The 22,339-nt window shown below is 73.5% G+C and carries 20 protein-coding genes and 1 pseudogene; 16 read left to right on the top strand and 5 right to left on the bottom strand.

What is annotated here, in order from left to right:
* The first annotated feature begins 22 nt into the window (after positions 1–22).
* The 8 genes from STBA_RS00255 (at position 23) to STBA_RS00220 (ending at position 8,372) form a co-directional block, all read left to right on the top strand.
* Entirely contained in the window at positions 23–706 is a 684-nt protein-coding gene (locus STBA_RS00255) for an ABC transporter ATP-binding protein (RefSeq protein ID WP_253194469.1), read from the top strand.
* A complete protein-coding gene (locus STBA_RS00250; protein ID WP_077057295.1) occupies positions 703–2,343 on the top strand; it encodes a hypothetical protein in 1,641 nt (546 codons plus the stop codon). The genes STBA_RS00255 and STBA_RS00250 overlap by 4 nt, the downstream gene beginning before the upstream one ends.
* An 11-nt stretch (positions 2,344–2,354) precedes the next feature.
* Positions 2,355–3,005 carry a maleylpyruvate isomerase N-terminal domain-containing protein gene (locus STBA_RS00245; protein ID WP_077057294.1) on the top strand — a complete coding sequence of 217 codons (651 nt, stop codon included), beginning with the start codon at positions 2,355–2,357 and terminating at the stop codon, positions 3,003–3,005.
* Between the two features lie 301 nt (positions 3,006–3,306).
* The gene (locus STBA_RS00240; protein ID WP_077057293.1) at positions 3,307–4,029 is read left to right on the top strand and encodes a lytic polysaccharide monooxygenase auxiliary activity family 9 protein; all 723 of its coding nucleotides are present in this window, start codon (positions 3,307–3,309) and stop codon (positions 4,027–4,029) included.
* Positions 4,030–4,172: 143 nt separating this feature from the next.
* The gene (locus STBA_RS00235; RefSeq protein WP_216355892.1) at positions 4,173–5,360 is read left to right on the top strand and encodes a 2-keto-3-deoxygluconate permease; all 1,188 of its coding nucleotides are present in this window, start codon (positions 4,173–4,175) and stop codon (positions 5,358–5,360) included.
* Positions 5,357–6,568, top strand: a complete 1,212-nt coding sequence (locus tag STBA_RS00230) for a four-carbon acid sugar kinase family protein (RefSeq protein ID WP_077057292.1) — start codon at positions 5,357–5,359, stop codon at positions 6,566–6,568. The genes STBA_RS00235 and STBA_RS00230 overlap by 4 nt, the downstream gene beginning before the upstream one ends.
* A 38-nt stretch (positions 6,569–6,606) precedes the next feature.
* Entirely contained in the window at positions 6,607–7,605 is a 999-nt protein-coding gene (gene pdxA / locus STBA_RS00225) for a 4-hydroxythreonine-4-phosphate dehydrogenase PdxA (protein ID WP_077057291.1), read from the top strand.
* Complete coding sequence (locus tag STBA_RS00220) at positions 7,605–8,372, top strand: DeoR/GlpR family DNA-binding transcription regulator (RefSeq protein WP_079251609.1); 768 nt, start codon at positions 7,605–7,607, stop codon at positions 8,370–8,372. Before pdxA ends, STBA_RS00220 begins: the two co-directional genes overlap by 1 nt.
* A 155-nt stretch (positions 8,373–8,527) precedes the next feature.
* Here the strand turns inward: STBA_RS00220 and STBA_RS00215 are convergent, their stop codons facing one another.
* Positions 8,528–9,478, bottom strand: a complete 951-nt coding sequence (locus STBA_RS00215) for a glycosyl hydrolase (RefSeq protein ID WP_077057290.1) — start codon at positions 9,476–9,478, stop codon at positions 8,528–8,530.
* Positions 9,479–9,599: 121 nt separating this feature from the next.
* A complete protein-coding gene (locus tag STBA_RS00210; RefSeq protein WP_077057289.1) occupies positions 9,600–10,277 on the bottom strand; it encodes a transglycosylase SLT domain-containing protein in 678 nt (225 codons plus the stop codon).
* A gap of 312 nt (positions 10,278–10,589) precedes the next feature.
* On the opposite strand from STBA_RS00210, the gene STBA_RS00205 reads away from it, so the two are divergent.
* On the top strand, positions 10,590–10,961 hold the full coding sequence (locus tag STBA_RS00205; protein WP_077057288.1) for a VOC family protein: 372 nt from the start codon (positions 10,590–10,592) through the stop codon (positions 10,959–10,961).
* A 366-nt stretch (positions 10,962–11,327) separates the two neighbouring features.
* On the opposite strand, the gene STBA_RS00200 is transcribed toward STBA_RS00205, so the two are convergent.
* Positions 11,328–12,218: a LysR family transcriptional regulator gene (locus tag STBA_RS00200; RefSeq protein WP_077057287.1), complete on the bottom strand. Its 891-nt coding sequence runs from the start codon at positions 12,216–12,218 to the stop codon at positions 11,328–11,330.
* Positions 12,219–12,297: 79 nt separating this feature from the next.
* Between STBA_RS00200 and STBA_RS00195 the strand changes: the two genes are divergently transcribed.
* Positions 12,298–13,254 (top strand): EamA family transporter, encoded by a 957-nt coding sequence (locus STBA_RS00195; RefSeq protein WP_077057286.1) that lies wholly within the window; start codon positions 12,298–12,300, stop codon positions 13,252–13,254.
* Complete coding sequence (locus STBA_RS00190; RefSeq protein WP_077057285.1) at positions 13,251–13,883, top strand: NAD(P)H-binding protein; 633 nt, start codon at positions 13,251–13,253, stop codon at positions 13,881–13,883. The genes STBA_RS00195 and STBA_RS00190 overlap by 4 nt, the downstream gene beginning before the upstream one ends.
* Here the strand turns inward: STBA_RS00190 and STBA_RS00185 are convergent.
* Complete coding sequence (locus tag STBA_RS00185) at positions 13,867–14,448, bottom strand: NAD(P)-binding domain-containing protein (RefSeq protein ID WP_290443976.1); 582 nt, start codon at positions 14,446–14,448, stop codon at positions 13,867–13,869. The genes STBA_RS00190 and STBA_RS00185 overlap by 17 nt on opposite strands.
* Before the next feature lie 133 nt (positions 14,449–14,581).
* On the opposite strand from STBA_RS00185, the gene STBA_RS00180 reads away from it, so the two are divergent.
* On the top strand, positions 14,582–14,983 hold the full coding sequence (locus tag STBA_RS00180) for a MerR family transcriptional regulator (protein WP_077062997.1): 402 nt from the start codon (positions 14,582–14,584) through the stop codon (positions 14,981–14,983).
* A gap of 35 nt (positions 14,984–15,018) precedes the next feature.
* On the opposite strand, the gene STBA_RS00175 is transcribed toward STBA_RS00180, so the two are convergent.
* Positions 15,019–16,611 carry a D-aminoacylase gene (locus tag STBA_RS00175; protein ID WP_077057284.1) on the bottom strand — a complete coding sequence of 531 codons (1,593 nt, stop codon included), beginning with the start codon at positions 16,609–16,611 and terminating at the stop codon, positions 15,019–15,021.
* A gap of 205 nt (positions 16,612–16,816) precedes the next feature.
* On the opposite strand from STBA_RS00175, the gene STBA_RS00170 reads away from it, so the two are divergent.
* The 4 genes and pseudogenes from STBA_RS00170 (at position 16,817) to STBA_RS00155 (ending at position 22,225) form a co-directional block, all read left to right on the top strand.
* Positions 16,817–17,218 carry a RidA family protein gene (locus tag STBA_RS00170; RefSeq protein ID WP_077057283.1) on the top strand — a complete coding sequence of 134 codons (402 nt, stop codon included), beginning with the start codon at positions 16,817–16,819 and terminating at the stop codon, positions 17,216–17,218.
* A 1,291-nt stretch (positions 17,219–18,509) separates the two neighbouring features.
* Entirely contained in the window at positions 18,510–19,127 is a 618-nt protein-coding gene (locus STBA_RS00165) for a response regulator transcription factor (RefSeq protein ID WP_077057282.1), read from the top strand.
* 326 nt (positions 19,128–19,453) lie between these two features.
* Positions 19,454–21,046 carry an MFS transporter gene (locus tag STBA_RS00160; protein WP_077057281.1) on the top strand — a complete coding sequence of 531 codons (1,593 nt, stop codon included), beginning with the start codon at positions 19,454–19,456 and terminating at the stop codon, positions 21,044–21,046.
* Between the two features lie 115 nt (positions 21,047–21,161).
* Positions 21,162–22,225: pseudogene (locus STBA_RS00155) on the top strand (glucose-1-phosphate thymidylyltransferase).
* The last annotated feature ends 114 nt before the right edge of the window (positions 22,226–22,339 follow it).

Below are 22,339 nucleotides of genomic sequence, written 5' to 3'. Positions count from 1 at the left end.
GTACAGGGGGACCAGGCCCATCGTGTTGAGCCTTGCGGGAGTCAGCCGCGCCTACGGCGAGCAGCAGGTGCTCGGCCCACTCGACCTCGACGTCTCCGCGGGGGAGTGCGTCGCCCTGCTCGGGCGCAACGGCTCAGGCAAGTCCACGCTGCTGCGGCTCGCGGCCGGGCGCGAGGAACCGTCCACGGGGCGCGTCGCGTTCGACGGCCTGCCGATGAGCGAGGACGACCCGCACATCCGCTCCAGGGTCGCCGTCGTCGGCGACCCACCCGCCTGCTACCCCGACCTGACCGTGCGCCAGCACCTGGAGCTGGTCGCCGTCGGCCATCGCGTGCCCGAACCGCAGGCGCGCATCGACCTGGCCCTGCAGACTCACCGGCTGACCGCGCGCGCTGCGGCGCTGCCCGCCGAGCTGTCCTCCGGCCAGCTCCAGGAGATGCTGCTCGCCGCCGCGCTGCTGCGGCCCATGGACCTGCTGCTGCTCGACGAGCCCGAGCAGCGGCTCGACCCCGCGGCCAGGGAACGGCTGGCCGCACGGCTCGCCGAACGCCGCGCGGCCGGAACCACCCTGCTGCTCGCCACCCACCACCGCGCCCTCGCCCGGGCCGTCGCCGACCGCGTGCTCGTGCTCGACCGCGGCGTGGTCACCGCGGAGGGTCCGCCCGGGCACGTCCTGCCCGAGGAGGCCGACGGGGACACGACATGACCGCCCCGGAGGCGCTCCTGTGGCTGCGGGCCCGGCGCGGCGCCGCGCGACGGCGCACGTCCGGCTACGCCGCCTACGTCACCCTCGTGCTGCTCACCAGCTGGTACGGCCTGTACGCGATCGGGCTGGCCATGCAGATCAGCAGGGACGGCGGCCCCTTCCCCGCGCACGAGGAAGCGGTGCGCGAGGCGTTGCCGTTCGGCGCCGTGGCGGCGGGGCTCGTCGCCCTGTGCCTGATATTCGGCGACGCGCTGTGGCGCGGGCCCGTGCTGCTGCCCCGGCCGGACGCCGACTGGCTGCTGCCCATGCCGGTGCCCCGGTGGCCGCTGCTGCGGCCCTGGTTCCTGCTGTCGCTCGGCCTGCTCTGCCTCGGCGCGCTGCTCGCCGGGCTCGGCCTCGGGCTCGTCCTCGCGGCGGCACGGCTCGGCGATCCGGGCCCGCTGATCCTGGCGTGCACCGGGCCCGCCGTCTGCCTCGCCCTGCTGGCCGCGGCCGGAGCCGTCGCCGTCCAGCGTTTCGCGACGGCCGCCCGCCTCGCACGCGCCGCAGCGGGCCCCGCGCTGCTCGGTGCGCTGCTGCTCGCCGTGCTGGCCGCCCGGGACGCGGCCGAGCCGGGCGGCGGCGCGCCCGACGCGGTGCGCACCGCGGTCCTGTGGTCCGGCCCGTGGGGCTGGGCGGCACAGCCCGCGCTCGCGGCGGCCGGCACGCACCCCCCGCACTGGCAGGTCGCCGCGGCACTGCTCGCCGCCGCGGCGGCCGTGGCCCTTCTTCCGCTGCCGCGGCTGGTCAGCGGCATGCCCGCCGCCGTGCTGCGCACGCGTTCCCGCGCGGTCGGGCGCGTCGCCGGCGGGCTGCTCGCCATGGACCTGCGCACCGTGCGGCTCGCGATGGCGGACGCCGCCACGGGCGCCGCCCACGGTGCCGGCCCGCCCGGACGGCTCGCCCGCCTGACCCGCCGCCTGCGCCCGCCCCGTCGGCTGTGGCTCGCGGTGCTGTGGCGCGACACCGTCGCGCTGCTCGGCGCCCCTCGCCGCCCGGCGGCGGCGCTCCTGCTCCTCGCCGCCGCGTGCACCGCGGCAGCCGCCACCACCGCGGTCTCCGGTGCCGCCGCCCTCGTGCCGACCGCCCTCGCCGCCTGCCTCGGACACGCGGCCGCCGCCCGGCTGGTGGAAACGGCCCGCCTCGACGCCGACGACCCGCGCCGGGCGGCCCTGTGGTGGCCCCGCTCGGCGGCGGCGCTCACCCTCGCCCACGCCGTGGTGCCCACCGCCGTGCTGCTGCTCGCCGGACTGCCTTTCGCGGTACCGCTGGCCCTGACCACCGGCGTTCCCGCGGTCTCCCTGCTGTTCGCCGCGGCGCCGGTGCTGACCGCGGGCGCGCTGATGGCGGTGCACCGGCCGGTGCTCCCCGGCTGGGTCCTGCACAGCGGCATGCTCGGCGCCTCGGGACCGGCCCTGGCCGGCACCTGGTACGCGGCGGGCCCGCTCGCCGCCGTGACCGGGCTGACGGTCCTGCTGACACCGCAGCTGTCCGGAGGCACGGCCGCCTGGCCGGCCTTCTTCCTCTGCTGGCCGCTGGCCGCCGCGTTGCTGGCCGGCGCCTGGTCGCGGGCCCGCCGGGCGGGCCGCGGGCGCTAGCGTGGCGTTCCATGCCAGGAACGCCGCAACCACCCCCGCTCCCCGTCACCGCCGACGATGTCGCCCGAGCCGTGCGGCTCGCCGTCACCACCCTCGCCGAGGCGTCCGGCGCGGACTGGGAGCGCCAGGCCGGCGGGCTGGAGTGGACCTGCTGGGAAACCGCCGAGCACCTTGCCGACGACCTGTTCGCCTACGCCGTCCAACTGGGTCCCCGCACGCCGCCGCTGGACGGTGAGGTGCCGTTCGTGACCGGGAGCCGCAGACCCGGCGGCCCCGCGACCAGCGTGCGCGCCGACCGTTCCGCCGGGTCTGCGGGCCTGCTCCAGGTCCTGGAGTCCTGCGGGGCCCTCCTGGCCGCCATGGTGCGCACGACGCCGCCGCACGTCCGCAGTTACCACAGCAACGGCGTCTCGGACCCGGAGGGCTTCGCAGCCATGGGGATCGTGGAGATTCTGGTCCACACCCACGACCTGGCCGAAGGGCTCGGCCTGCCCTGGTCCCCGCCCGCCGACCTGTGCGCGCCGGTCCTCGCCCGCCTCTTCCCCGATGCCCCGGCCGGCACCGGCCCATGGCCCACGCTCCGGTGGGCCACCGGTCGCGGCGAGCTTCCCGGCCGCCCGCGGCTCACCACGTGGCGGTGGGACGGCACCCCCAGGCCGTAGCGCGGTGGGGCGGCGGGCCGGCCGCGGCGCCGACGAAGTTCGGCCGTCCGGGGGCGGGCCGTCCCGCCCCGCAGCGGCGAGCGGGCGGGCGCGCCGGAGGGTGCGGCGGGCCACGGGATGCGCGTGGTGCGCATGCCGCCGATGCCGCGCCGTTCGCCCGGAGCCTCGGCCTTCTCGGCGGGTCGGTGCCGGCGCCGCGTTTTGGCGGGAAGGACCCTGACCGGCTTCCGGCCCCCGGCGCACACTGTCGGGCACGGGCGGGCACCGCCGGTGGTCCCGCCGATCGAGGGAGGACTCCCGCATGAGACCCGCCGACCCTGCAAGATCCCGCTCCTGGCTGTCGCGCGGCGCCGTCGTCGCGCTGGCCACCGCGCTGTGCACGGTGCCGTGGACGGCTCCGGCGCACGCCCACGGCACGGTCATCGACCCCGCCTCCCGCAACTACAGCTGCTGGCTGCGGTGGGCGGACGACTGGCAGAACCCGGCGCTGGCGGCGCAGGACCCCATGTGCTGGCAGGCGTGGCAGGACGACCCGGACGCGCTGCTGCTGTGGGACCAGGTGTCGAAGACCGGCGCAGGGCTCGGCCCGTACAACAACTGGAACGTCCCCGACGGGCAGTTGTGCAGCGCGGGCGGCGCGGCGGGCGGCCGGTACGACTCGCTGGACGCGGTCGGCTCCTGGCACCCCACCGTGATCACCGACCCCTGGGACAACGTCACCGTGTCCGTGCACGACTCCGCCATGCACGGTGCCGACTACTACTGGATCTACGTCAGCCGGCCCGGTTACGACCCCACCACCGAGCCGCTGAGCTGGGACGATCTGGAACTCACCCTGACGACGGGCAGCTACGGACCCGACTGGGGCGCGCCGTCGCCCGAGCCCCACCTCCCCGGCCGCACCAACACGGTCTGGACGAACGCCTCCACGGACCACAGCGGCCCGGCCGTCGTTCTCACCGTCTGGAAGCTGGCCGACCAGGACGAGTTCCACTTCCTGTGCAGCGACGTCCTCTTCAGCTGACGTTCTGAGCCGTCGCCCGGAGCCGGCGTCCTGAGCTGAACTCCTGCCCTTTCCCGTCCTGCCCCGCCCGCGGTGGCCTCGCGCCTGAGTGCGTGAACTGAGCAGCTTGCGCGAAACGCGCACACAGTCGTAGGGTCGCCGACGTGCCGACTCCCCGAGGGCCGGTCTACGAGGACGTGGATGGAAGGCAGATCGCCATGGCAATTCCGATCAAGGCAAGCGTGGAGCGCGTACCCGGCGGGATGATGCTGGTACCGCTCCTCCTCGGGGCGGTGATCAACACCATTCACGACGGGACCGGGGAGTTCTTCGGCTCCTTCACCGGAGCGCTGTTCTCCGGCTCCCTCACGATCCTGGCCGTGTTCTACGTCTGCATGGGCGCCACGATCGACGTGAGGACGACGCCCTACATTCTGAAGAAGGGCGGCACGCTCCTGCTCACCAAGGCCGGGGTCGCGGTCGTCGTGGGCGTCGTCCTCGGCCACTTCATCGGGGAGGCCCCGGTCGACGGCGGAGCGTTCGCGGGCATCTCCACACTCGCCGTCGTCGCCGCCCTCAACGACACCAACGGCGGCCTGTACATGGCGCTCATGGGCCAGTTCAGGCGGTCCAAGGACGCGGCCGCGTACTCCCTGATGAGCCTGGAGTCGGGGCCGTTCCTCACCATGCTCACCCTGGGCGTCGCCGGCCTCGCGGCGTTCCCCTGGGAGACCATGCTCGGCGCGATCCTGCCGCTGATCGTGGGCATGCTCATCGGAAACCTCGACCCGCAGATGCGCGCCTTCCTCGCCCCGGCCGTCCCCGTCTGCATCCCCTTCTTCGGCTTCGCGCTCGGCTCCGGCATCGACCTGGGCACCGTGTGGACGGCGGGCCTGCTCGGCGTCGGGCTCGGCCTGTTCGTCCTGGTCGTCAGCGGCAGCACCCTCTTCGTCGCCGACCGCATGGTCGGCGGCAGCGGCCTGGCCGGCCTCGCCGCGGCCTCCACCGCGGGCAACGCCGCCGCCGTGCCGGCCCTGGTCGCCGCCGCCAACCCGGCCTACGAGGCGGCGGCGGAGAAGGCCACCGTGCTCGTGGCCGCCTCCGTCGTCGTGACCTCGCTCCTGGTGCCGGTCATCACGCTGGCCTACTACCGGCACCTGCCACGGCGTCACCCCGACCAGTACCCCTCGGACCCCGCACTCGACGCGGCCGAAGGACCCGCGCCGCCCGCGCCCGCGAAACCCGGCCCGGGCCGGGACGACACGGACCCAGACGGTACGAGCCCCGCCGCCGACGATGCGCGAAACGCGCAAGAACGGGAGCGGCCCGTCGACAGGACCGGACGCGCATGAACGCCCACCCCGCCGTCCTGATCGTCGCGGACGACCTCTCCGGAGCCGCCGACAGCGCCGTCGCGCTCGCCGCCCGCGCCCGCACCACCGTCGTCCTGGACGCCGCCGCGCCATGGCCCGACGCCACGGTGATCGCCGCCGACACCGACAGCCGTTACCTGCCCGGGCCGGACGCCGCCGCCCGCGTCGGGGCGGCCGTCGGCCGTGCCGGGCCCGGCACCCTCGTCTACAAGAAGATCGACTCGACCCTCCGCGGCAACATCGGCCCCGAGACGGCGGCCGCCCTCGCCGCGCTCCGCGGCCGCGCGGGCCGACGCCACCTCGCCGTCGTGGCCCCGGCGTTCCCCGCAACCGGCCGCACCGTGCGGGACGGCCGCGTCCTCATCGACGGCGAGCCCGTCGAGGCGCGCCATCAGGAACGCAGGCCGCTCGCCGAACAGTTGACGGCCGCGGGGCTGACCGTCGCGGCCCTCGGCCTCGCCACCCTGCGCGACGGCGGGGCCGCCGCCGCGCTGGCCGCCGCGGCGCCGCACACGGACGCCGTCGTCGTGGACGCCGTGACCGACGAGGACCTCGCGCGGGTCGTGGCCGCAACCGCCGGGCTGCCCGCGCTGCTGGTCGGCTCGGGCGGCCTGGCCCACCACCTGCCCGGCCCGCCCGCGCCGGCCGGGCGGCCCGACGACCGGGCGGGCCCTGCCGGTCCCTTCCTCGTCTGCATCGGCAGCAGGACCGAGGTCGCCGAGGCCCAGCGCGGCACCCTGACCGGTGAACTGCCCGCCCTCGCCGTGCCCGTGCCCTCCGCGCCGGCCCCCGCGGCCGCCGCCGGGGCCCGCATCACCGCCGAACTCGCCGCGGACCGGCCCGTGGTCGCCTTCCCCGACCCCGCCGAGCCCGTCCGCCCCGACCGGGCCGCGGCCGTCGCCGCCGGCCTCGCCGCCGTCCTGCGGCCCGCGCTCGACGCGGCCGGCACGCTCGTCGTCACCGGCGGCGAGACGGCCCGCGCCGTCCTGCTCGCCGCGGGCGTTGTGGCCCTCGACGTGCAGGGCGAGGCCGAACCCGGCGTCGTCCACCTGCGCACCCCCGCCGGACTGTCCGTCATCACCAAGGCCGGTGCGTTCGGCGACGCCCGCACCCTGCTGCGCGTCGTCCGCGCCGCCTCCGCGCCGCCGGGGCCCGCGCCCGCGGCAACCGGGCCTTCCCGGCCCTGATTTGTCTCCCCCGCACCTCCTCAGGAAAGCTGGCCCCCATGTCCCACCCCGTTGTCGCGATCACCATGGGAGATGCCGCAGGCGTCGGCCCCGAGGTCGTCGTGAAGGCCCTGGCCGGCGACGCCGCCCGCCTGCCGTTCCGCCCCCTCGTGGTGGGGGACGCCGCCCGGCTGCGCCGCGCGGTCGAGCTGACCGGCGTCCCACTCGACGTCAACCCCGTCGGCTCGCCCGAGGAGGCCGCCTGGCAGCCCGGCACCGTCGACTGCATCGATCTGCGCAACATCCCCGAGGACCTGCCGTTCGGCCGTCTCTCCGCCGTGGCGGGCGAGGGCGCCTACCAGTACGTGGCCGCCGCCACCCGGCTCGCCGGGGAACGCCGGGTCGCCGCCATCTGCACCGCCCCGCTGAACAAGGAGGCGCTGCACGCCGCCGGGCACAAGTACCCCGGCCACACCGAGCTGCTGGCCGAGCTGACCGGCACCCCCGAGGTGTCCATGCTGCTGTCCGCGCCCCGGCTGCGGGTCATCCACGTCACCACCCACATCGGCCTGGTCGACGCGGTGGCGAAGATCGAGCCCGGCCTGGTCGAGCGCACCATCAGGCGCGGCCACGCCACCCTGACCGCCGCCGGCGTGAGCACACCGCGCATCGCCGTCTGCGGCATCAACCCCCACGCCGGGGAGAACGGCCTGTTCGGCCACGGCGAGGAGGAGGAGAAGGTCGTGCCCGGCATCGAGGCGGTCCGGGCCGACGGCATCGACGCGCAGGGCCCCCTGCCCGCCGACACCGTGTTCTTCCGTGCCGTGCGCGGGGACTTCGACCTCGTCGTCGCGATGTACCACGACCAGGGCCACGGCCCGGTCAAGGTGCTCGGTCTCGACGCGGGCGTCAACATCACCGTCGGCCTGCCCGTGATCCGCACCAGCGTGGACCACGGCACGGCGTTCGACATCGCCGGCACCGGCCGGGCCGACGAGGCGAGTATGGTCGAGGCGCTCCGCCAGGCCACCGAGCTGGCCCCCGGAGGCGGCGACTGATGATGAACGGGGCGGCCAGGCGCCGCGAGATCCGCGACCTGCTCCGGGTGGGGCCCATCGCGGTCGCCGAGCTGTCGGAGCGGTACAACGTCTCGGAGTCCACGATCAGGCGCGATCTGGCCCGGCTGTCCGAGTCGGGGGAGATCGTGCGCACCTACGGCGGCGCGCTTTCCTCCGGCACGGCCGAGGAACAGCCCCTGCGGGAACGCGAACAGCTCGCGGGAGCCGAAAAGGCGGCCATCGCCCGCACCGCCGAGCCGCACGCCGCCGAGTGCCGCCTGGTGCTGCTCGACGCCGGTACCACGGTCGGTGCCCTCGCCGGGCGGCTGGCCGCCCGCGGCGGCCTGACCGTCGCCACCACCGGGCTGACCTCCATCAACATACTGGCGGGCGTGCCCGGCATCGAACTGATCGTGCTCGGCGGCACGGTCAGGCAGCTCAGCCTCGGCATGGTCGGCCCGCTCGCGGAGTCCGCCGTGTCCCGCCTCACCGCGGACGCGGCGTTCCTCGGCGCCGACGGCGTCGTCGCCGGCCGCGGCATCTGCGAGGCACGGCCGGAACAGACCGCGCTCAAGCAGCTGATGATCGACCGCTCCCGCGAGGTCTGCGTCCTGGCCGACTCGGGCAAGCTCGGCCGCGCCAACTCCCACTGGTGGGCGACCTTCGACCGGCGCTGGACCCTGATCACCGACGCCTCGGCGACCGAGGAGCAGCTGCGGCCGTTCCACGCGGACCCGCTGTGCACCGTCGAGGTCGCCGCCCCCTGACCGGCCTCCGCCACCTCGGGTCACCGCCTGGCGACGGCTGCTCACCACGGTCCGGCAGGAGTTGCCACCAACGGGCCTCGCCCGCGGCGCGGCGCGCCCGAGAACGCCGCCCTGGGCCCCGACCGACCGCACCCCCGGTTCCCGCCGGAGCCGCCTCAGCCGCCGAACGGCGGCCCCGTGAGGCCGTCGAGGCCGAGGGCGCGCGGGTGCCGGTAGAGGGCGCGGACGCGGGCGGCATCGTTGGCGTCGGTGACCACGTCGGGCCAGCCCATGAACCAGGCCCACAGCGGCTGGTCGGCCAGCACCTCGTCCGACGGCAGCTCGCCCACCTCGCCGAGCCCGAGCGGCCGCCCTTCCGCGAGGTCGAGCAGGCCGCGGTAGTGCTCCGGCTCGTAGTGCCCGCCGTAGGTGTCCATGGCCAGCGCGTCGACCACGTCGAGCCCGGGAAAGTAGGGGGCGAACGGCTGCGCGCTGTCGTAGGCGGCGTTCGGGCTCCACACCCAGATCAGGTTCCTGAGGCCATGGTGATGCACCAGCCGGTCGAACAACTGCCGCCACAGCAGCGTCAGCCGCTCCGGCCGGCCGCCCCACCAGAACCAGCCGCCGTTCATCTCGTGGTAGGGCCGCCACAGCACCGGAACGCCCGCGTCCTGGAGCCGGCCGAGCACGGCGGCGGCATCGTCGACCTGCGCGCACCAGCGGGAATGGAGAGGGGAGCCCGGGTCGAGGACGGCGTCGAAGTCCGCCTCGGACAGGTCCCGGATGATGCCGCCCTGGAACTCCACCGGCTCGTCGTCGGCCGGACAGACCGCGTGCCACGTGTACGTGACGACGGCACCGCGCCGGTGCCAGCCGACCGCCTCGGCGACATTCGCCGCGCGCCGGTCGATGCCGTCCAGGGTGCCCGGGGCGGAGAAACCGATCTCCTGCCCCCACAGGGCAGGGACGACACCGGTGAGCTCGGTGATCCGCTCGGTCCACGCGGAGCCGTGCACCGGCTGATTGTGCTGGCCGGTCAGCAGCGCCCGGCCGCCGAGCCGGTACAGCAGGTCGAGGAGTGCTTCGGCGCGCGGACTGGCATCCGGGGTGACGGGGGAGGACGGCATGCGTGTCACCGTAACGGAGCGGCCGCGCGCCGCGGGGCGCAGGTCCCTCGGAGCCCGTGCGAATGCGGCGGGGTGAGCAGGCCACGGGCCTGCTCACCCCGCCGCGTTCCGGACGGCCCGGTCAGTAGGGGCCGTTGACGTTGTCCATGGAGCCGTAGCGGTCGGCGGCGTAGTTGCACGCGGCGACGATGTTGGCGACCGGGTCGTACAGGTCGTACTCGGTGCCCTTGACGTGGTAGGCGTCGAACGTCGGCTGGATCACCTGGAGCAGGCCCTTGGAGGGGACGCCGTTGCGGGCGTTGATGTCCCAGTTGTTGATCGCGTTCGGGTCACCGCTGGACTCGCGCATGATGTTGCGGTGGATGCCCTCGTAGGAGCCGGGTATGTCGTGCTTGTCCATGATCGCCATGGCCTCGCGAATCCACCCGTCGAGCGTGTTCGGGTAGTCCGGCTCGTTCTCCGGCTCGTTCTCCGGCTCGGCGTTCTCCGAGGTGCTCTCCTCCTCCGCGGCGGGCTGCTGCGCCGGAGCGGGCGTGGGGAGGAGCGCGGACTGCTTCCCGCCGATGCCGTCGCGCACCGTGCTGACCTGCGCGCCCTGGGCCTCGGCGGTGAAGGCGACGGGAGAGACCGTGCCGGTGGCGACGGGGGAGGGGGCGACGGACGGTGTCGTCTGTGCGGCGGCGGCCTCGTCGGGGACGAGCGAGACGGCCGCCGCGGCAGCGCCTGCGGCGACGACGCCGGCGATCGAGACCCGGCGGGTCCTGGTCAGGCGAGGGCCATGGGTGCTGCTTGCGGACATGTAAGACGCACCTTTTCGAAATAGGGGGAATGCCGCGAATGCGGACGACGGCCATTCTTAGCGGGGCCGGAGCGGCCCGACAAAGCCGTGACCTACGTCCGGGCCCCGTAGCCCCGCCCGCCCGCCCGCCCCGCGATCCGCGCGCCGCAAGGGCCGACGCGGCACCGCGCCCCCTAAGCCGTTTCGTAGGTGACCGGCGTCACGTGCCGGGCGTCACAGTTTGCCCACGGATCCCCTACCGTTCGTGTCGGCGGCAATGCGTGCGGGGGAACGGCGCGCGGGCCGGGGCCGCCCCGGCGCATACTGGCGGCCATGCCTCTCTCCGTGCACCACATCGTCGTCGACGCCCACGATCTGCCGTCCCTCGCCCGCTTCTGGGCCGCGGCGCTGCGCTGGCGCGTGCTGTCCGAGCGCGAGCGGGAGGTGGTGATCGGGCCGGACGAGGCGGCGCCGGCCGGCATGTGCTTCATGCCGGCCGTCGGGACCAAGCAGACCAAGAACCGCCTGCATCTGGACCTGACGACGACCGCCGGCGACCGCGATACCGAGATCGACCGCCTCATCGCGCTGGGCGCCGAAAAAGTGGACATCGGCCAGACCGGCAAGGAGTCGTGGACCGTGCTGGCCGCCCCCGAGGGGAACGAGTTCTGCGTCGTGCGGCCGAAGGAGACGCTCATCGGCTGAAAGGACGGCGTCGCGCCACCCCGCTCGCGGCCGGTTTCCCGCCCTCGATCGAGCGGCATGGCCTGCCCGTCCAGGAGAGCAGGACACCGACCGACGTCACGGATCGGGCGCTGAAATCCCTGACCGGCGGCGGCGACGGGCAAAGACCGCCGAAGCCCTGGCGGACGCCGAGCGCCCGACGGCGCGCCCCTCGGGTCCGTGCACCCGCCGCGCTCGCCCACGCCCTGCTGAACGAGCGCGCCGAGTCGGCCAGACGCGAGAAGAAGCTCCGGCGACGAGAACGCCACCTCCGCCGCGCGTCCGCCCGCGAGTGATGCGAGTCCGTGGCCGATCGGCACGGGCGCGGATCACGGGGGCCGAGGCGCTCTACGGGTCATGCCGGTTCTGCGCCGTGATGTCGAGAACGTCGAGGAACGCGGTCGCCGCCGGCGTGCGGGTGAAGCGGCTCCAGATGACGTACTCGACGCGGGCCGGTGCGTCGGCGACCTCGATGGTGATGACTCCGGTGAGCTGGGGCGCGTAGGCGGAGGGGAGCATGCCCACGCCGAGGCCCTGCCCGACGAGTCGGGCGATGAAGTCCGCGGTGGTCACCTCGAAGGCGACGTCACGGCCGAGACCGGCGGCCGAGAAGGCTTGGTCGGATTGTTCACGTCCGGCTGTCCCGGCCGGAAGGTCCACGAACACCTCGGACGAGAGCCTCTCCAGGGTGACCGCTGCTTCACCGGCGAGTGGGTGGTCCGGCGGGACCACGGCGACGAGCCGGTCACGGGCGAGTTCACGGGCGGCTACACCTCGGGGTCGCGCCGTGGTCGGCAGCCCGAGGAATGCCACGTCGATGGTTCCCTGCTCGACCCGCTCGACGAGGTCCTCGCTCGCGCCCACCCGCAGGCTGATGCGCACGTCCGGGTACTGCCGGCGGAAGTCACGCAGCGCGCCCGGGATGTCGACCGCGGCAACCGTAGGGATCAGGCCCACGGCGAGCCGCCCGCGCACCTCTCCCACGGCCGCGGCGACCTCGGCCACGGCGCGTTCGGCGGCGTCCAGGCACTGGCGCGCGGCCGGGAGGAACACTTCACCGGCCGGCGTCAGCCGCACGCGGCGGCTGGTGCGTTCGAAGAGCCTCGCGCCGAGTTCCCGTTCCAGGCGCGCGATTTGGTGACTGAGGGCGGACTGGACCACGAGACACCGTTCGGCGGCGCGGGTGAAGCTGTTGGTCTCGGCGACGGCGAGGACATAGCGCAGCTGCTGGAGCTCCATCAATTCATCTTGTATCGAGATCGATGAGATGACAAACATGTGTTGGACTCATTGATCGCGTCGCGTTGAGACTCCGTATATGACAAGTCCAGCCGTACCGAGGGCTTCCGGCGGAGCCGGCCGGGGCGCACTCCGTGGAGATCTGTCTCGCACCGCTCTGACCGCGCTCGCTCCCGCGGTGTGGGGCACGACCTATGTCGTCACCACCGAGCTTCTCCCGCCGGGGCACCCACTGTTCGCGGGACTCCTGCGCGCGTTGCCCGCCGGCCTGATCGCGCTGGCGATCACCCGGACGCTGCCGCGCGGAGCGTGGTGGGGCAAGGCCGCGGTGCTCGGCGTGCTGAACATCGGCCTGCTCTTCCCCCTGCTGTTCGTCGCGGCCGAACGCCTGCCGGGAGGCGTTGCCGCGACCCTGGCGGCTACGCAGCCGCTCGTCGTCGCCCTCCTGGCCGTGACCGTTCTCCACGAACGCCTCTCCGCACGGCGCTTGATCTGGGGGCTGGTCGGTGCGACAGGTGTCGGCCTGGTGGTGATCGGCCCGAATGCGGCGTTCGACGGCGTCGGCCTCGTGGCCGGCCTGGCCGGCGCGGCCGCCATGGCGTTCGGGGTGACGCTCACCAAGCGCTGGGGACGGCCCGCCGACGTCGGTCCCACCGCATTCGCCGGCTGGCAGCTCACCGCAGGCGGTCTGTTCCTGCTGCCCCTCACCTTTCTCGGGGAAGGCCCCCCGCCCGCAATCGGCCCGACCGCGGCCCTCGGCTACCTCTGGCTCGGTCTGGTCGGCGGCCTGGTCACGTTCATCCTGTGGTTCCGCGGCATCACCACACTGCCGGTCACCTCGGTCGCGGTTCTCGGCCTGATATCGCCGCTGGTCGCCGCGGTACTCGGCGCCACCCTGCTCGGTCAGACCCTCGGCTTGATCCAGCTCCTGGGGTTCGCGCTGTCACTCGCCGCGATCGTCGCGGGGCAGCTTCCCGAACCCATCCGCTCGCCCCCTTCTGTTTCCCACCCCACGCCGGAAAGGACACCTCGATGAGGATCACCGTGATCGGAGCCGCAGGAATGGTCGGCTCGCGCGTCGTTCGCGAGGCCGCAAGCCGGGAACACGGCGTCATCGCCGTATTCCGGAGGGGAAGGCCGGCGCTCCTGCCGCCCGGCGTGACGGCCGTCGAGGGCGATGCGAACGATCCCCGCCACATGAGCGAGCTGCTCGAGGACGCCGACGCGGCCGTGGCCGCGACCCGTCCCGCCCCCGGGCACGAGGACACCGCCGTCACGACCACGACCGCGCTGCTCGACGCGGCCGCAACAGCCCGGGTGCGTATCCTCGTTGTCGGCGGCGCCGCCCCTCTGCGGGTTCCGGGACGCCCCGACCGGCTCGTCGTCGACAGCCCGGAGTACGTGCCACGGGAATGGCGCACCCTCGCGGCCGCCAGCGCCGCTCAGCTGGACGCGTGCCGAGCACACCCGGCCAACTGGGTCTACCTCAGCCCGCCCGCCGTACTGGAACCCGGCCACCGCACCGGAACGTACCGACGCGGCACCACCACACTCATCACCAGCGCCGACGGCACATCCCGGATCTCAGCCGAAGACCTCGCCGTGGCCGTCCTCGACGAACTCGAAAACCCCCGCGAGCACCAGCACTTCACCGTCGGTCACTGAGCAGGCCGTCCACCGTTCCCACCAGGGCGGCCGCGTGCAGGAAACCGTTCAGGGACGCATACATCAGGTCGAGCAGCGCCGCGTTGTGCAGTACCGCCAATCCCGGGTCGGTGCCGAGGTACCGGGGTGTCCCGAGAACCGTCAGCGTCTCCCGGTGCCGGTCGAAGACGTCCGCCGGGCCGCTGTAGAGGAGCACCGCGTCGGGCTGCCCGACCGCCGCCGGCGGCACCATCACGGCGCCGTCGACATAGCCGTACCCCCGCTCCGCCGCCCAGTCGGCCGCGGCGCGGGCCTCGCCAGGCGTTCCCGAGCTGAGGTGTACCAGAGCCCGGCCGTCCGGAGCGCCGGAGAGGGAGTCCAGGACCCGGTACATCGTGGCGTAGTCCTTCAGGCAGACGAGGCTCACGGTACTTGCGGCCACGGCCGCGGCGGCCGATTCGGCGAGGCGGGCGCCCCGGGAGACGAGACCGTCGGCCTTCTCGCGGCTGCGGTTCCAGACGGTGGTGACGTGCCCGCGTGCCAGGAGCGCCTCGGCAAGTGCGTGGCCCATCGGCCCGAGCCCGATGACGGAGACGGAGACGGAGACGGAGACGGAGACGGGGGCGCCGGTCGTTCGTTCATGATCCGAGTTGTCATGCCGGCGAAGTTAGACTGTCACATCAGTGTGAGAGTCAACTCGGTGAGTGGTGATCGATCCCATGCGCATCGGAGAGCTGTCCGCCAGAACGGGGGTCAGCGAGCGCTTGCTGCGGTACTACGAGGAGCAGGGCTTGCTGAGCCCGAAGCGGCTGCCGAGCGGATACCGCACGTATGCCGAGGAGGACGTCAGGACCGTGCGCGGCATCAGGACCCTGCTCGCCGCCGGGCTCAACACCGCGACGATCGCCCAGCTGCTTCCGTGCATGGCCGACGACGACGGGCGGCTCGTTCCCGTCTGCGCCGGCATGGGCCCCGACCTGCAACGGGAACGGGAGCGCATCGACGACGCGATGTCCGATCTTTTGGCGGCACGTAACGCGCTGGACACCCTCATCTCGGCCGTGCCGGACGATTCCGCGGGTGCGGCGGCCTGCGAGGAGGCCACGGGCGCGGCGGCGTAGTACCGGCGCATTCCGGGTGCGGCGCGGGGCGTTGCTCAACGGGTGGTGCCATCCGGTGCGCGGCGCAGCGCGCGGCCGGGGAGCGCGCCGGTGTGCCGGCCGTTCTGCACGACGGACACCCCGCTGACGAGGACGTGCGGGATGCCCTCGGGGAGGCGCCGCGGCTCCTCGAACGTCGCCGTGTCGCGCACCGTCCCGGGATCGAACAGCACCAGGTCGGCGTGGTATCCGGGCGCCACGAACCCGCGGCCCCTGAGCCGCAGCCGCCGCGCGGCGCGCCCCGTCAGGTGGGCGACGCACTCCTCCAGCCCGAGCACGCCCTGCTCCCGGACGTAATGGCCGAGGTAGCGCGGGAAGGTTCCCCAGGCCCGCGGGTGCGGCCGGGCCACGCCGAGCAGCCCGTCGCTGCCGCCGGTGTGCGCGGGATGCCGCATGATCGCGCGGACGTTCTCCTCGTTCCCGACGAGCTGGAGGACCGTCGTGGACAGCTCGTCCGCGATCAGCAGGGTGCGGCAGACCTCGAACGGCGGACGTCCCGACGCGGCGGCCATCTCGGCCACGGTTCTGCCCACCGCGGCCGGGTCGCGGGAGCCGGAGATCCGGATCGTTTCCCACTCGACGGGGACGCCGTGGCAGCCGTCGGAGCCCACCACCTCGAGACCGTGCCGGATGCGTTCCCGTGCGGCCCGGTCGCGCAGCCGGTCCAGGGTGGCGGCCGGTCCGCCCTCGGCCGCCCAGCTCGGCAGCAGCGCGGCGAGCGTGGTCGAGCCGGGCAGGTAGGGGTAGGTGTCCAGAGACAGGTCGGCGCCGGCGTCGATCGCGGCGTCGAGCAGCGCGAGCAGCTCCGGCGCACGCCCTTCGTTGACGCGGAAGTTCATGGTGGCGTGTGCGAGATGCAGGCGGCAGCCGGACCTGCGGGCGACATCGATCATCTCCGCGTACGCCGGCAGCGCCCTCGCGCCGTACGAGCGGTGGTGCGGCACGTACAGGCCGCCGAACGCGGCGACGACGCGGCACAGTTCGACCAGCTCGTCCTTACCGGCATACATGCCGGGGGCGTAGGTCAGCCCGCTGGACATGCCGACCGCCCCTTCGCGCAGGGCGGCGGCCACCAGTTCGCGCTGCCGGTCCAGCTCCGCCCCGGTCGGCGCGCGGTCCGCCCAGCCCATCGCCAGCATCCTCACCGATCCCTGGGGCACCAGGTAGCAGGCGTTGACGGCCGTGCCGCGGCCGAGCCGCTCCAGGTAGTCGGCGACGCTCCGCCAGTTCCAGTCGAAGCCGGGCGGGTCGCCGTTCCATCCGGCGACGGCCCGGCGGATCTGCGGCAGCGTGACGTCGTCGGCCGGGGCGTAGGAGAGACCGTCCTGCCCCAGGACCTCGCACGTCACGCCCTGGCTCACCTTCGCCTCGTGCGCCGGGTCCGTCAGCAGGGCGAGGTCGGAGTGGGCGTGCATGTCGATGAATCCGGGGCAGAGCACGAGCCCGGCCGCGTCGACGACCCGGCGGCCGGTGGGGAGCGGGCCGCCGACGGACTCGATCAGACCGTCGGTGACGCTCACATCGGCGACCCGACCGGGGGCTCCCGTGCCGTCGACGACCGTGGCGCCGCGGATGACGAGGTCGGCCATCAGCGCCGCGCCGGTTCTGGTGCCCCGCCGCCCATGCCTCCGCCTTCCCGCGCCGCGCCCGCGCGGCGGCGATTGCGCCGCGCAACGCAGCGGTTGTAGCATCGCCGACTTGCGCAGGTCAACGGGGGTGCGGCGGCCCGTCGTTCCCGGCCCCGCACGCGTGACCGGACGGCAGTACCTGCCGGGGAACCAGAGAGGCACAACGATGGCCGACAAGGTGCAGATCCACACCGACGCAGCTCCCGCACCTGCCTGGAACTTCTCCCAGGGCCTGCGGAAGGGGCCTTTGGTGCAGGTCTCGGGCCAGGGCCCGCAGGACCCGGCCACCGGCGCGTACCTGCACCCGGGGGACGTGGGCGCGCAGACCCGCAGGACGCTGGAGAACGTGAAGGCCGTCCTCGACGCGGGCGGCGCAAGCATCGAGGACGTGCTGATGTTCCGCGTCTACCTGACCAGGCGCGAGGACTTCGCCGCGATGAACGAGGCGTACGGCGCCTTCGTCGGGGAGCACTGCCCGAGCGGGGTGCTGCCCTCCCGGACGACGGTGTTCGTCGAGCTGCCGAACGAGGCGATGCTCGTCGAGATCGACGCCCTCGCCCACATCTGACGCCGGGAGGGCCCGGCCCGTGTGCGGTTCGGGCGTCCTCGCCCGCGGTGGTGGCCCGGGCGATGGGTGCCCGCTGCTGACCGTGCGCCCATCGGGCAGGCATCGTCGGCTCATCAACGGGTAAGCGTCCGGGAAGTACGGCTGCTTCACGACGGAAGGACCGGAGGGCACGATGCCCCGACTGATACAGCGGATCAGGCAGTTCAGCCGCACGCCCCAGGGGCGCAGGGCGATCGCCTCTGCGCGCCGGGCGGCATCGGACCCGAGGAAGCGTGCGCAGGCCAGGCGCCTGCTCGGTCGGCTGCGCGGGCGTCGCTAGCGCGCGAATCCGGTGGCGGTCGGTGGTCCGTCCCCGCGCGGTCCCGGTGTTGACGGGCATCCGGGACCGCACGGGGACGGGCACCAACCGGCCACGTATACGATTCGCGCCGCTCGTGCGCCCGTTTGCGGGCATCCACGCCACTGACCTGCCCGGCATGCGGTCGCGTACGGAAAGGCAACGTGCTGCGGACACCGGCGCGCCGCCCGTCCACCCGCCGCTGCCGCGGTGGCCGGAGCGGCGGCGCCCGCTCCGGCCACCGCGTGCGGCATGCGGAGAACCGACTCCTCAGACGCGGTCACCGGGCGGGCCGGGGCGCGCCGGACGGGCCGCGGAAGGGCCGCGCGGTGACCGTTCCTGTGCAAGAAAAAGCCCCTGAAGGCGATATCGGCGCTTTTATCGGCAGTAATCCGCACTGGGCTGCCATGACCTGCTGGTGAAGTTGGCTTGTTCAACGGCGTTGCAGCACTCATGTCTTTGCCCCACCATGACTGGGCGTGTACCTGTGTTCGATATCCGGTGTCGTGCACGGGTGACCGCGCCGTCGGTCCGGAAGGCACCGGGAAGCCCTCGGGGGCCGTCGGCACAGCGGACGCAGGGGGAACTGCTACGGGGGCACGGGGGAGAGATGCCATGACGCGAAGGACGACTTCTCGCGGCCGGGCCACGTCCGGTGCGAAGAGATTCCGGGAAGCCGCCCGCCGACCGGTCGGCGGTGCCGGAATCTGACACCGCTTCCTGCGGCAGGGCGCAAGCGGATGGCGCGCCGCCCGGGACTTCGAACGGCGCGGCGCGGGGCGAAGCAATGCGCACACCACGGCGGTCCGCCTTATCCGGCTTGTTGCGTGACTCCACTCCCCGCCCATGAGGAACGGGCGCCTCCGGCCGACCCGCGCCCCCCGGTCACCCGAGCCGGCCGCCCGGCCGATTCCCACGACACGCACCGGGAACATTCACGAGGAAGGCGAAGCCATGCCCGTCATCCGTGTGCTTCTCGCCGGCGAGAACAAATTGCTCCAAGAAGCGGTATTCCAGCTTCTCGCCGCGCATCAGGACATGCACGTGCTGGGAGCGGTCGCCGGCGAGGCCGAGATGTTGCGCCGTGCCGCCGAGCTGCGACCCCACGTCATCCTTCTCGAACCGTGGCCGCCACCGCTGGCGGCCGTTCGCGTCATCCGTGCCCTGCGTGCCCGCGTCCCGCGTGCCGCGCTGCTGGTCCTGGCGACGCGCGGGGTCAATCGCGGGCACCTCCTCGCGGCGGGGGCCCACCGGTGCCTGCCGGCGGGCGCCGGCCAGGCCGCCCTGCTCAGTGCCGTGCGCGAGCTTTCGCCCGCGCCGGAGCCGTCCCGCCACCAGGGGGTGACGCTCTCTCCGCGTCAGCAGGAAGTGCTCGCCCTCGCCGCCGAGGCGCTGTCGAACAAGCAGATAGCCCGGAGCCTGGACATCAGCATCGGAACGGTCAAACGGCACCTGCACGTCGTGTTCCGCAAACTCGGGGCTGTCTCCCGGCTGGACGCGGTGTCGAAAGCCGCATCGGTCGGGCTGCTGCCGCGTCATGTGCCCTCGGCCCTCGGCGGCGCGCAGAACTGACGGCGCGTGGCGTATCCGGCCGAGACATTGCACAACTTCGCGAAGACCTGACATAGCGGGGATTGAATCCCTGCACCGCGGCGAAGAAAGTGGTGAGTACGTTCCGGTGTGTTGTTCCCGAATGGAACGGCACGGCGTCGGGGCGCTCCACAGCCCGCGGCACGGCCGGTATCCCGGCGGCGGAGCGGGACGCAGGAGGCGTGCCGGGCAGGCCCACCGCCTCTCCAGGGACCCGCACTTGACCTCAACTCGCCTTGAAGTTCTAGGGTCTTGAGCGTCCACCTGGCCGAGCCCGTTCGGCCGTCGAGGAGAGGAAGACACTGCTGATGTCCGAGAGCCCGCCGCGGGCCACGAAACGCGAATGGATCGGCCTCGCCGTTCTCGCGCTTCCGTCCATGCTGGTCACGATGGACCTGACCCTGCTGCACCTGGCCGTGCCGCAGATGAGCGCAGATCTGAACCCCTCCAGCTCGCAGCTGTTATGGATCACCGACATCTACGGCTTCCTCATCGCCGGGTTCCTCGTCACCATGGGAACCCTGGGCGACCGGGTGGGGCGGCGACGGCTGCTGATGTGGGGCGCGGGGGCGTTCGGCATTGCCTCGGTCCTCACCGCGTATGCCCAGACGCCGGAAATGCTGATCGTGACCCGCGCCATCCTGGGCATCGCCGGGGCCTGCCTCGCGCCCTCCACCCTGTCCTTGATCCGCAACATGTTCCCCTCGCCCGCCCAGCGCACCACCGCGATCACCGTGTGGTCGACCAGCTTCATGCTGGGCGGGGCGCTCGGCCCCGTCGTCGGCGGCGTGCTCCTCGAATACTTCTGGTGGGGCTCGGCCTTCCTGCTCGCGGTGCCCGTGATGGTGCTGCTGCTCGCCCTCGGCCCCTTCCTGCTGCCCGAGTACCGCAACCCCGAGGGCGGGCGCGTCGACCTCGCCAGTTCTCTGCTGTCGCTGGCCGCCGTCCTGGCCGCGATCTACGGCCTCAAGGAAGTCGCCAAGCACGGCCTCCAGCCCGTGCCCAGCGCGGCCATCCTGGCCGGGGTGCTCGTCGGCTACGTGTTCATCCGCCGCCAGCGCACTCTGGAACACCCGCTGCTGGACGTCCGCCTCTTCGCCAACCGGGCGTTCAGCGCCTCGCTGTCGACGCTCCTGCTGACCGTCATGTTCCTGATGGGCGTCCAGTTCGTCGTGGCGCAGTTCCTCCAGAGCGTCCTGGAACTCTCGCCGCTCCGGGCCGGCCTGTGGCTGCTGCCCGCCGTGCTCTCCGGCATGGTGGCGGCCCTCGCCGCCTCCGCCATCGTGGGCAAGGTGCGCCCGGCGTACGTGTTCGGCGCCGGAATGGTGCTCGCGGCCGCCGGCTTCGCCGTGCTGTGGGGCGTTTCCGCATCCTCCGGGCCCGGCCTCGTGATGTTCGCCTCGGTACTGATGTTCGCCGGGCTCGCCCCCGTCTCCGCCCTCGGTATCGACATGATCGTCGGCGCCGCACCACCCGACCAGGCCGGACCCGCGGCCGCGATCTCCGAGACGTCCAACGAGTTCGGCGGCGCGCTCGGCATCGCCGTCATCGGCAGCATCGGTACCGCGGTGTACCGGGGCCAGATGGACCAGGACTACCCCGACGGCGTACCGGCGGGAGCCGAGGACACCCTCGCCTCCGCCCTGGAGGCCGCCGCCCGGCTGCCCGACCAGGCCGGTGAGACGCTGGCCGCCGCGGCGCGCGAGGCTTTCGCCCGCGGCCTCCAGGTCAACTCGTTCGTCGCCGCGCCGCTGATGCTGCTGATGGCACTGGCCGTGTCGTTCCTGCTGCGTCAGATCAGGCCGGCGGCGGCCGAGGAGGAGGCGGCGGCCGAGCCGGCCGCGGGCGCCGAGACGTCACCCGCGGCCCCCGGCCTGCAAGAAGAGCCGGCCAAGAGCTGAACCCGACGTCTGTCCTTCGCAGGGGCTGCCACCCGCCGCATGCGGGCGGCAGCCCCTGCTGTCCCCGAGCCGCCGCGGCCCGCCGCACGCCGCGCGTGCGGCGGAGAGGAACGCCATGAAGGCCCTCGTGCTGTCCGGGGGCGCGGGCACGCGCCTGCGCCCCTTCAGCTACTCGATGCCCAAGCAGCTGATTCCGGTTGCCAACAAGTCCGTCCTCGAACACGTCCTCGCCAACATCGCAGACCTGTCCGTCACGGAAGCCGGGATCGTCGTCGGCGACCGGGCCCCGGAGATCATGGCCGCCATCGGCGACGGCCGCCGTTTCGGCCTGAAGGTCGAGTACATCCGCCAGGACGCGCCCCTCGGGCTCGCGCACTGCGTGCGGCTCGTCCGGAACTTCCTGGGCGACGACGACTTCGTGCTCCACCTCGGCGACAACATGCTGCCCGAGGGCGTCAAGAGCGTCGCGGACGCCTTCCGCGCCGGGCGGCCGGACGCCCAACTGGTCGTCCACCCGGTGCGGAATCCTGAGGCGTTCGGCATCGCCGAGCTGAACGGGGACGGCACCCTGCTGCGGCTGGTCGAGAAGCCGCGCACCCCCGCGCAGCGATCTCGCGCTCGTCGGCGTGTACTTCTTCACGCCCGCCATCCACGAGGCCGTCGCCGCCATCGGCCCCAGCGCGCGGTGAACTGGAGATCACCGATGCCGTTCAGCGGCTGCTCGACGGCGGCGCCCGCGTCGAGGTCAGCCGGTACACCGGCTACTGGCGCGAGACCGGGCGCGTCCAGGACGTGCTGGAGTGCGACCGGCACCTGCTGGGCGGCCTGCGCACCTCGCTGAACGGCAGCGTGGACGGCGCCAGCCGCCTCAGCGGGCCGGTCGTGATCGAGGCCGGCGCCCGCGTGACCCGTTCCTGTATCGAAGGTCCGGCCATCGGCGCCCAGACCGTGGTGGAGGACAGCCACATCGGACCGCACACCTCCCTCGGCAAGGGCTGCGAGCTGCGCCGCACCCACATCGACTACTCGATCGTCCTCGACGGTGCCCGGATCTCCCACGTCACCGGCCTGCACGGCTCGCTGATCGGGCGCGGGGCCACGGTCGGCCCCGCCCCGGAACGGGCCGTTCACCACCGGCTGTTCGTCGGCGACCACACCCGGGTCAAGGTGCCCGCCTGAGGGGCCGGGCCGGCGCCGGCCCCTCAGGCGGGCAGGAATGCGCCGTGAGCCGTGCGGAATGCGGGCCGTCGGACGGCAGGCGTTCCCGGCCCGGAAGAATTCCCCGGCATGTGC

It is taken from the genome of Streptomyces sp. MP131-18 (genome assembly GCF_001984575.1).
Taxonomy (GTDB): domain Bacteria; phylum Actinomycetota; class Actinomycetes; order Streptomycetales; family Streptomycetaceae; genus Streptomyces; species Streptomyces johnsoniae.
The sequence above is the reverse complement of the archived record's forward strand: the minus strand, read 5'-3'. Positions and strand labels throughout refer to the sequence as shown.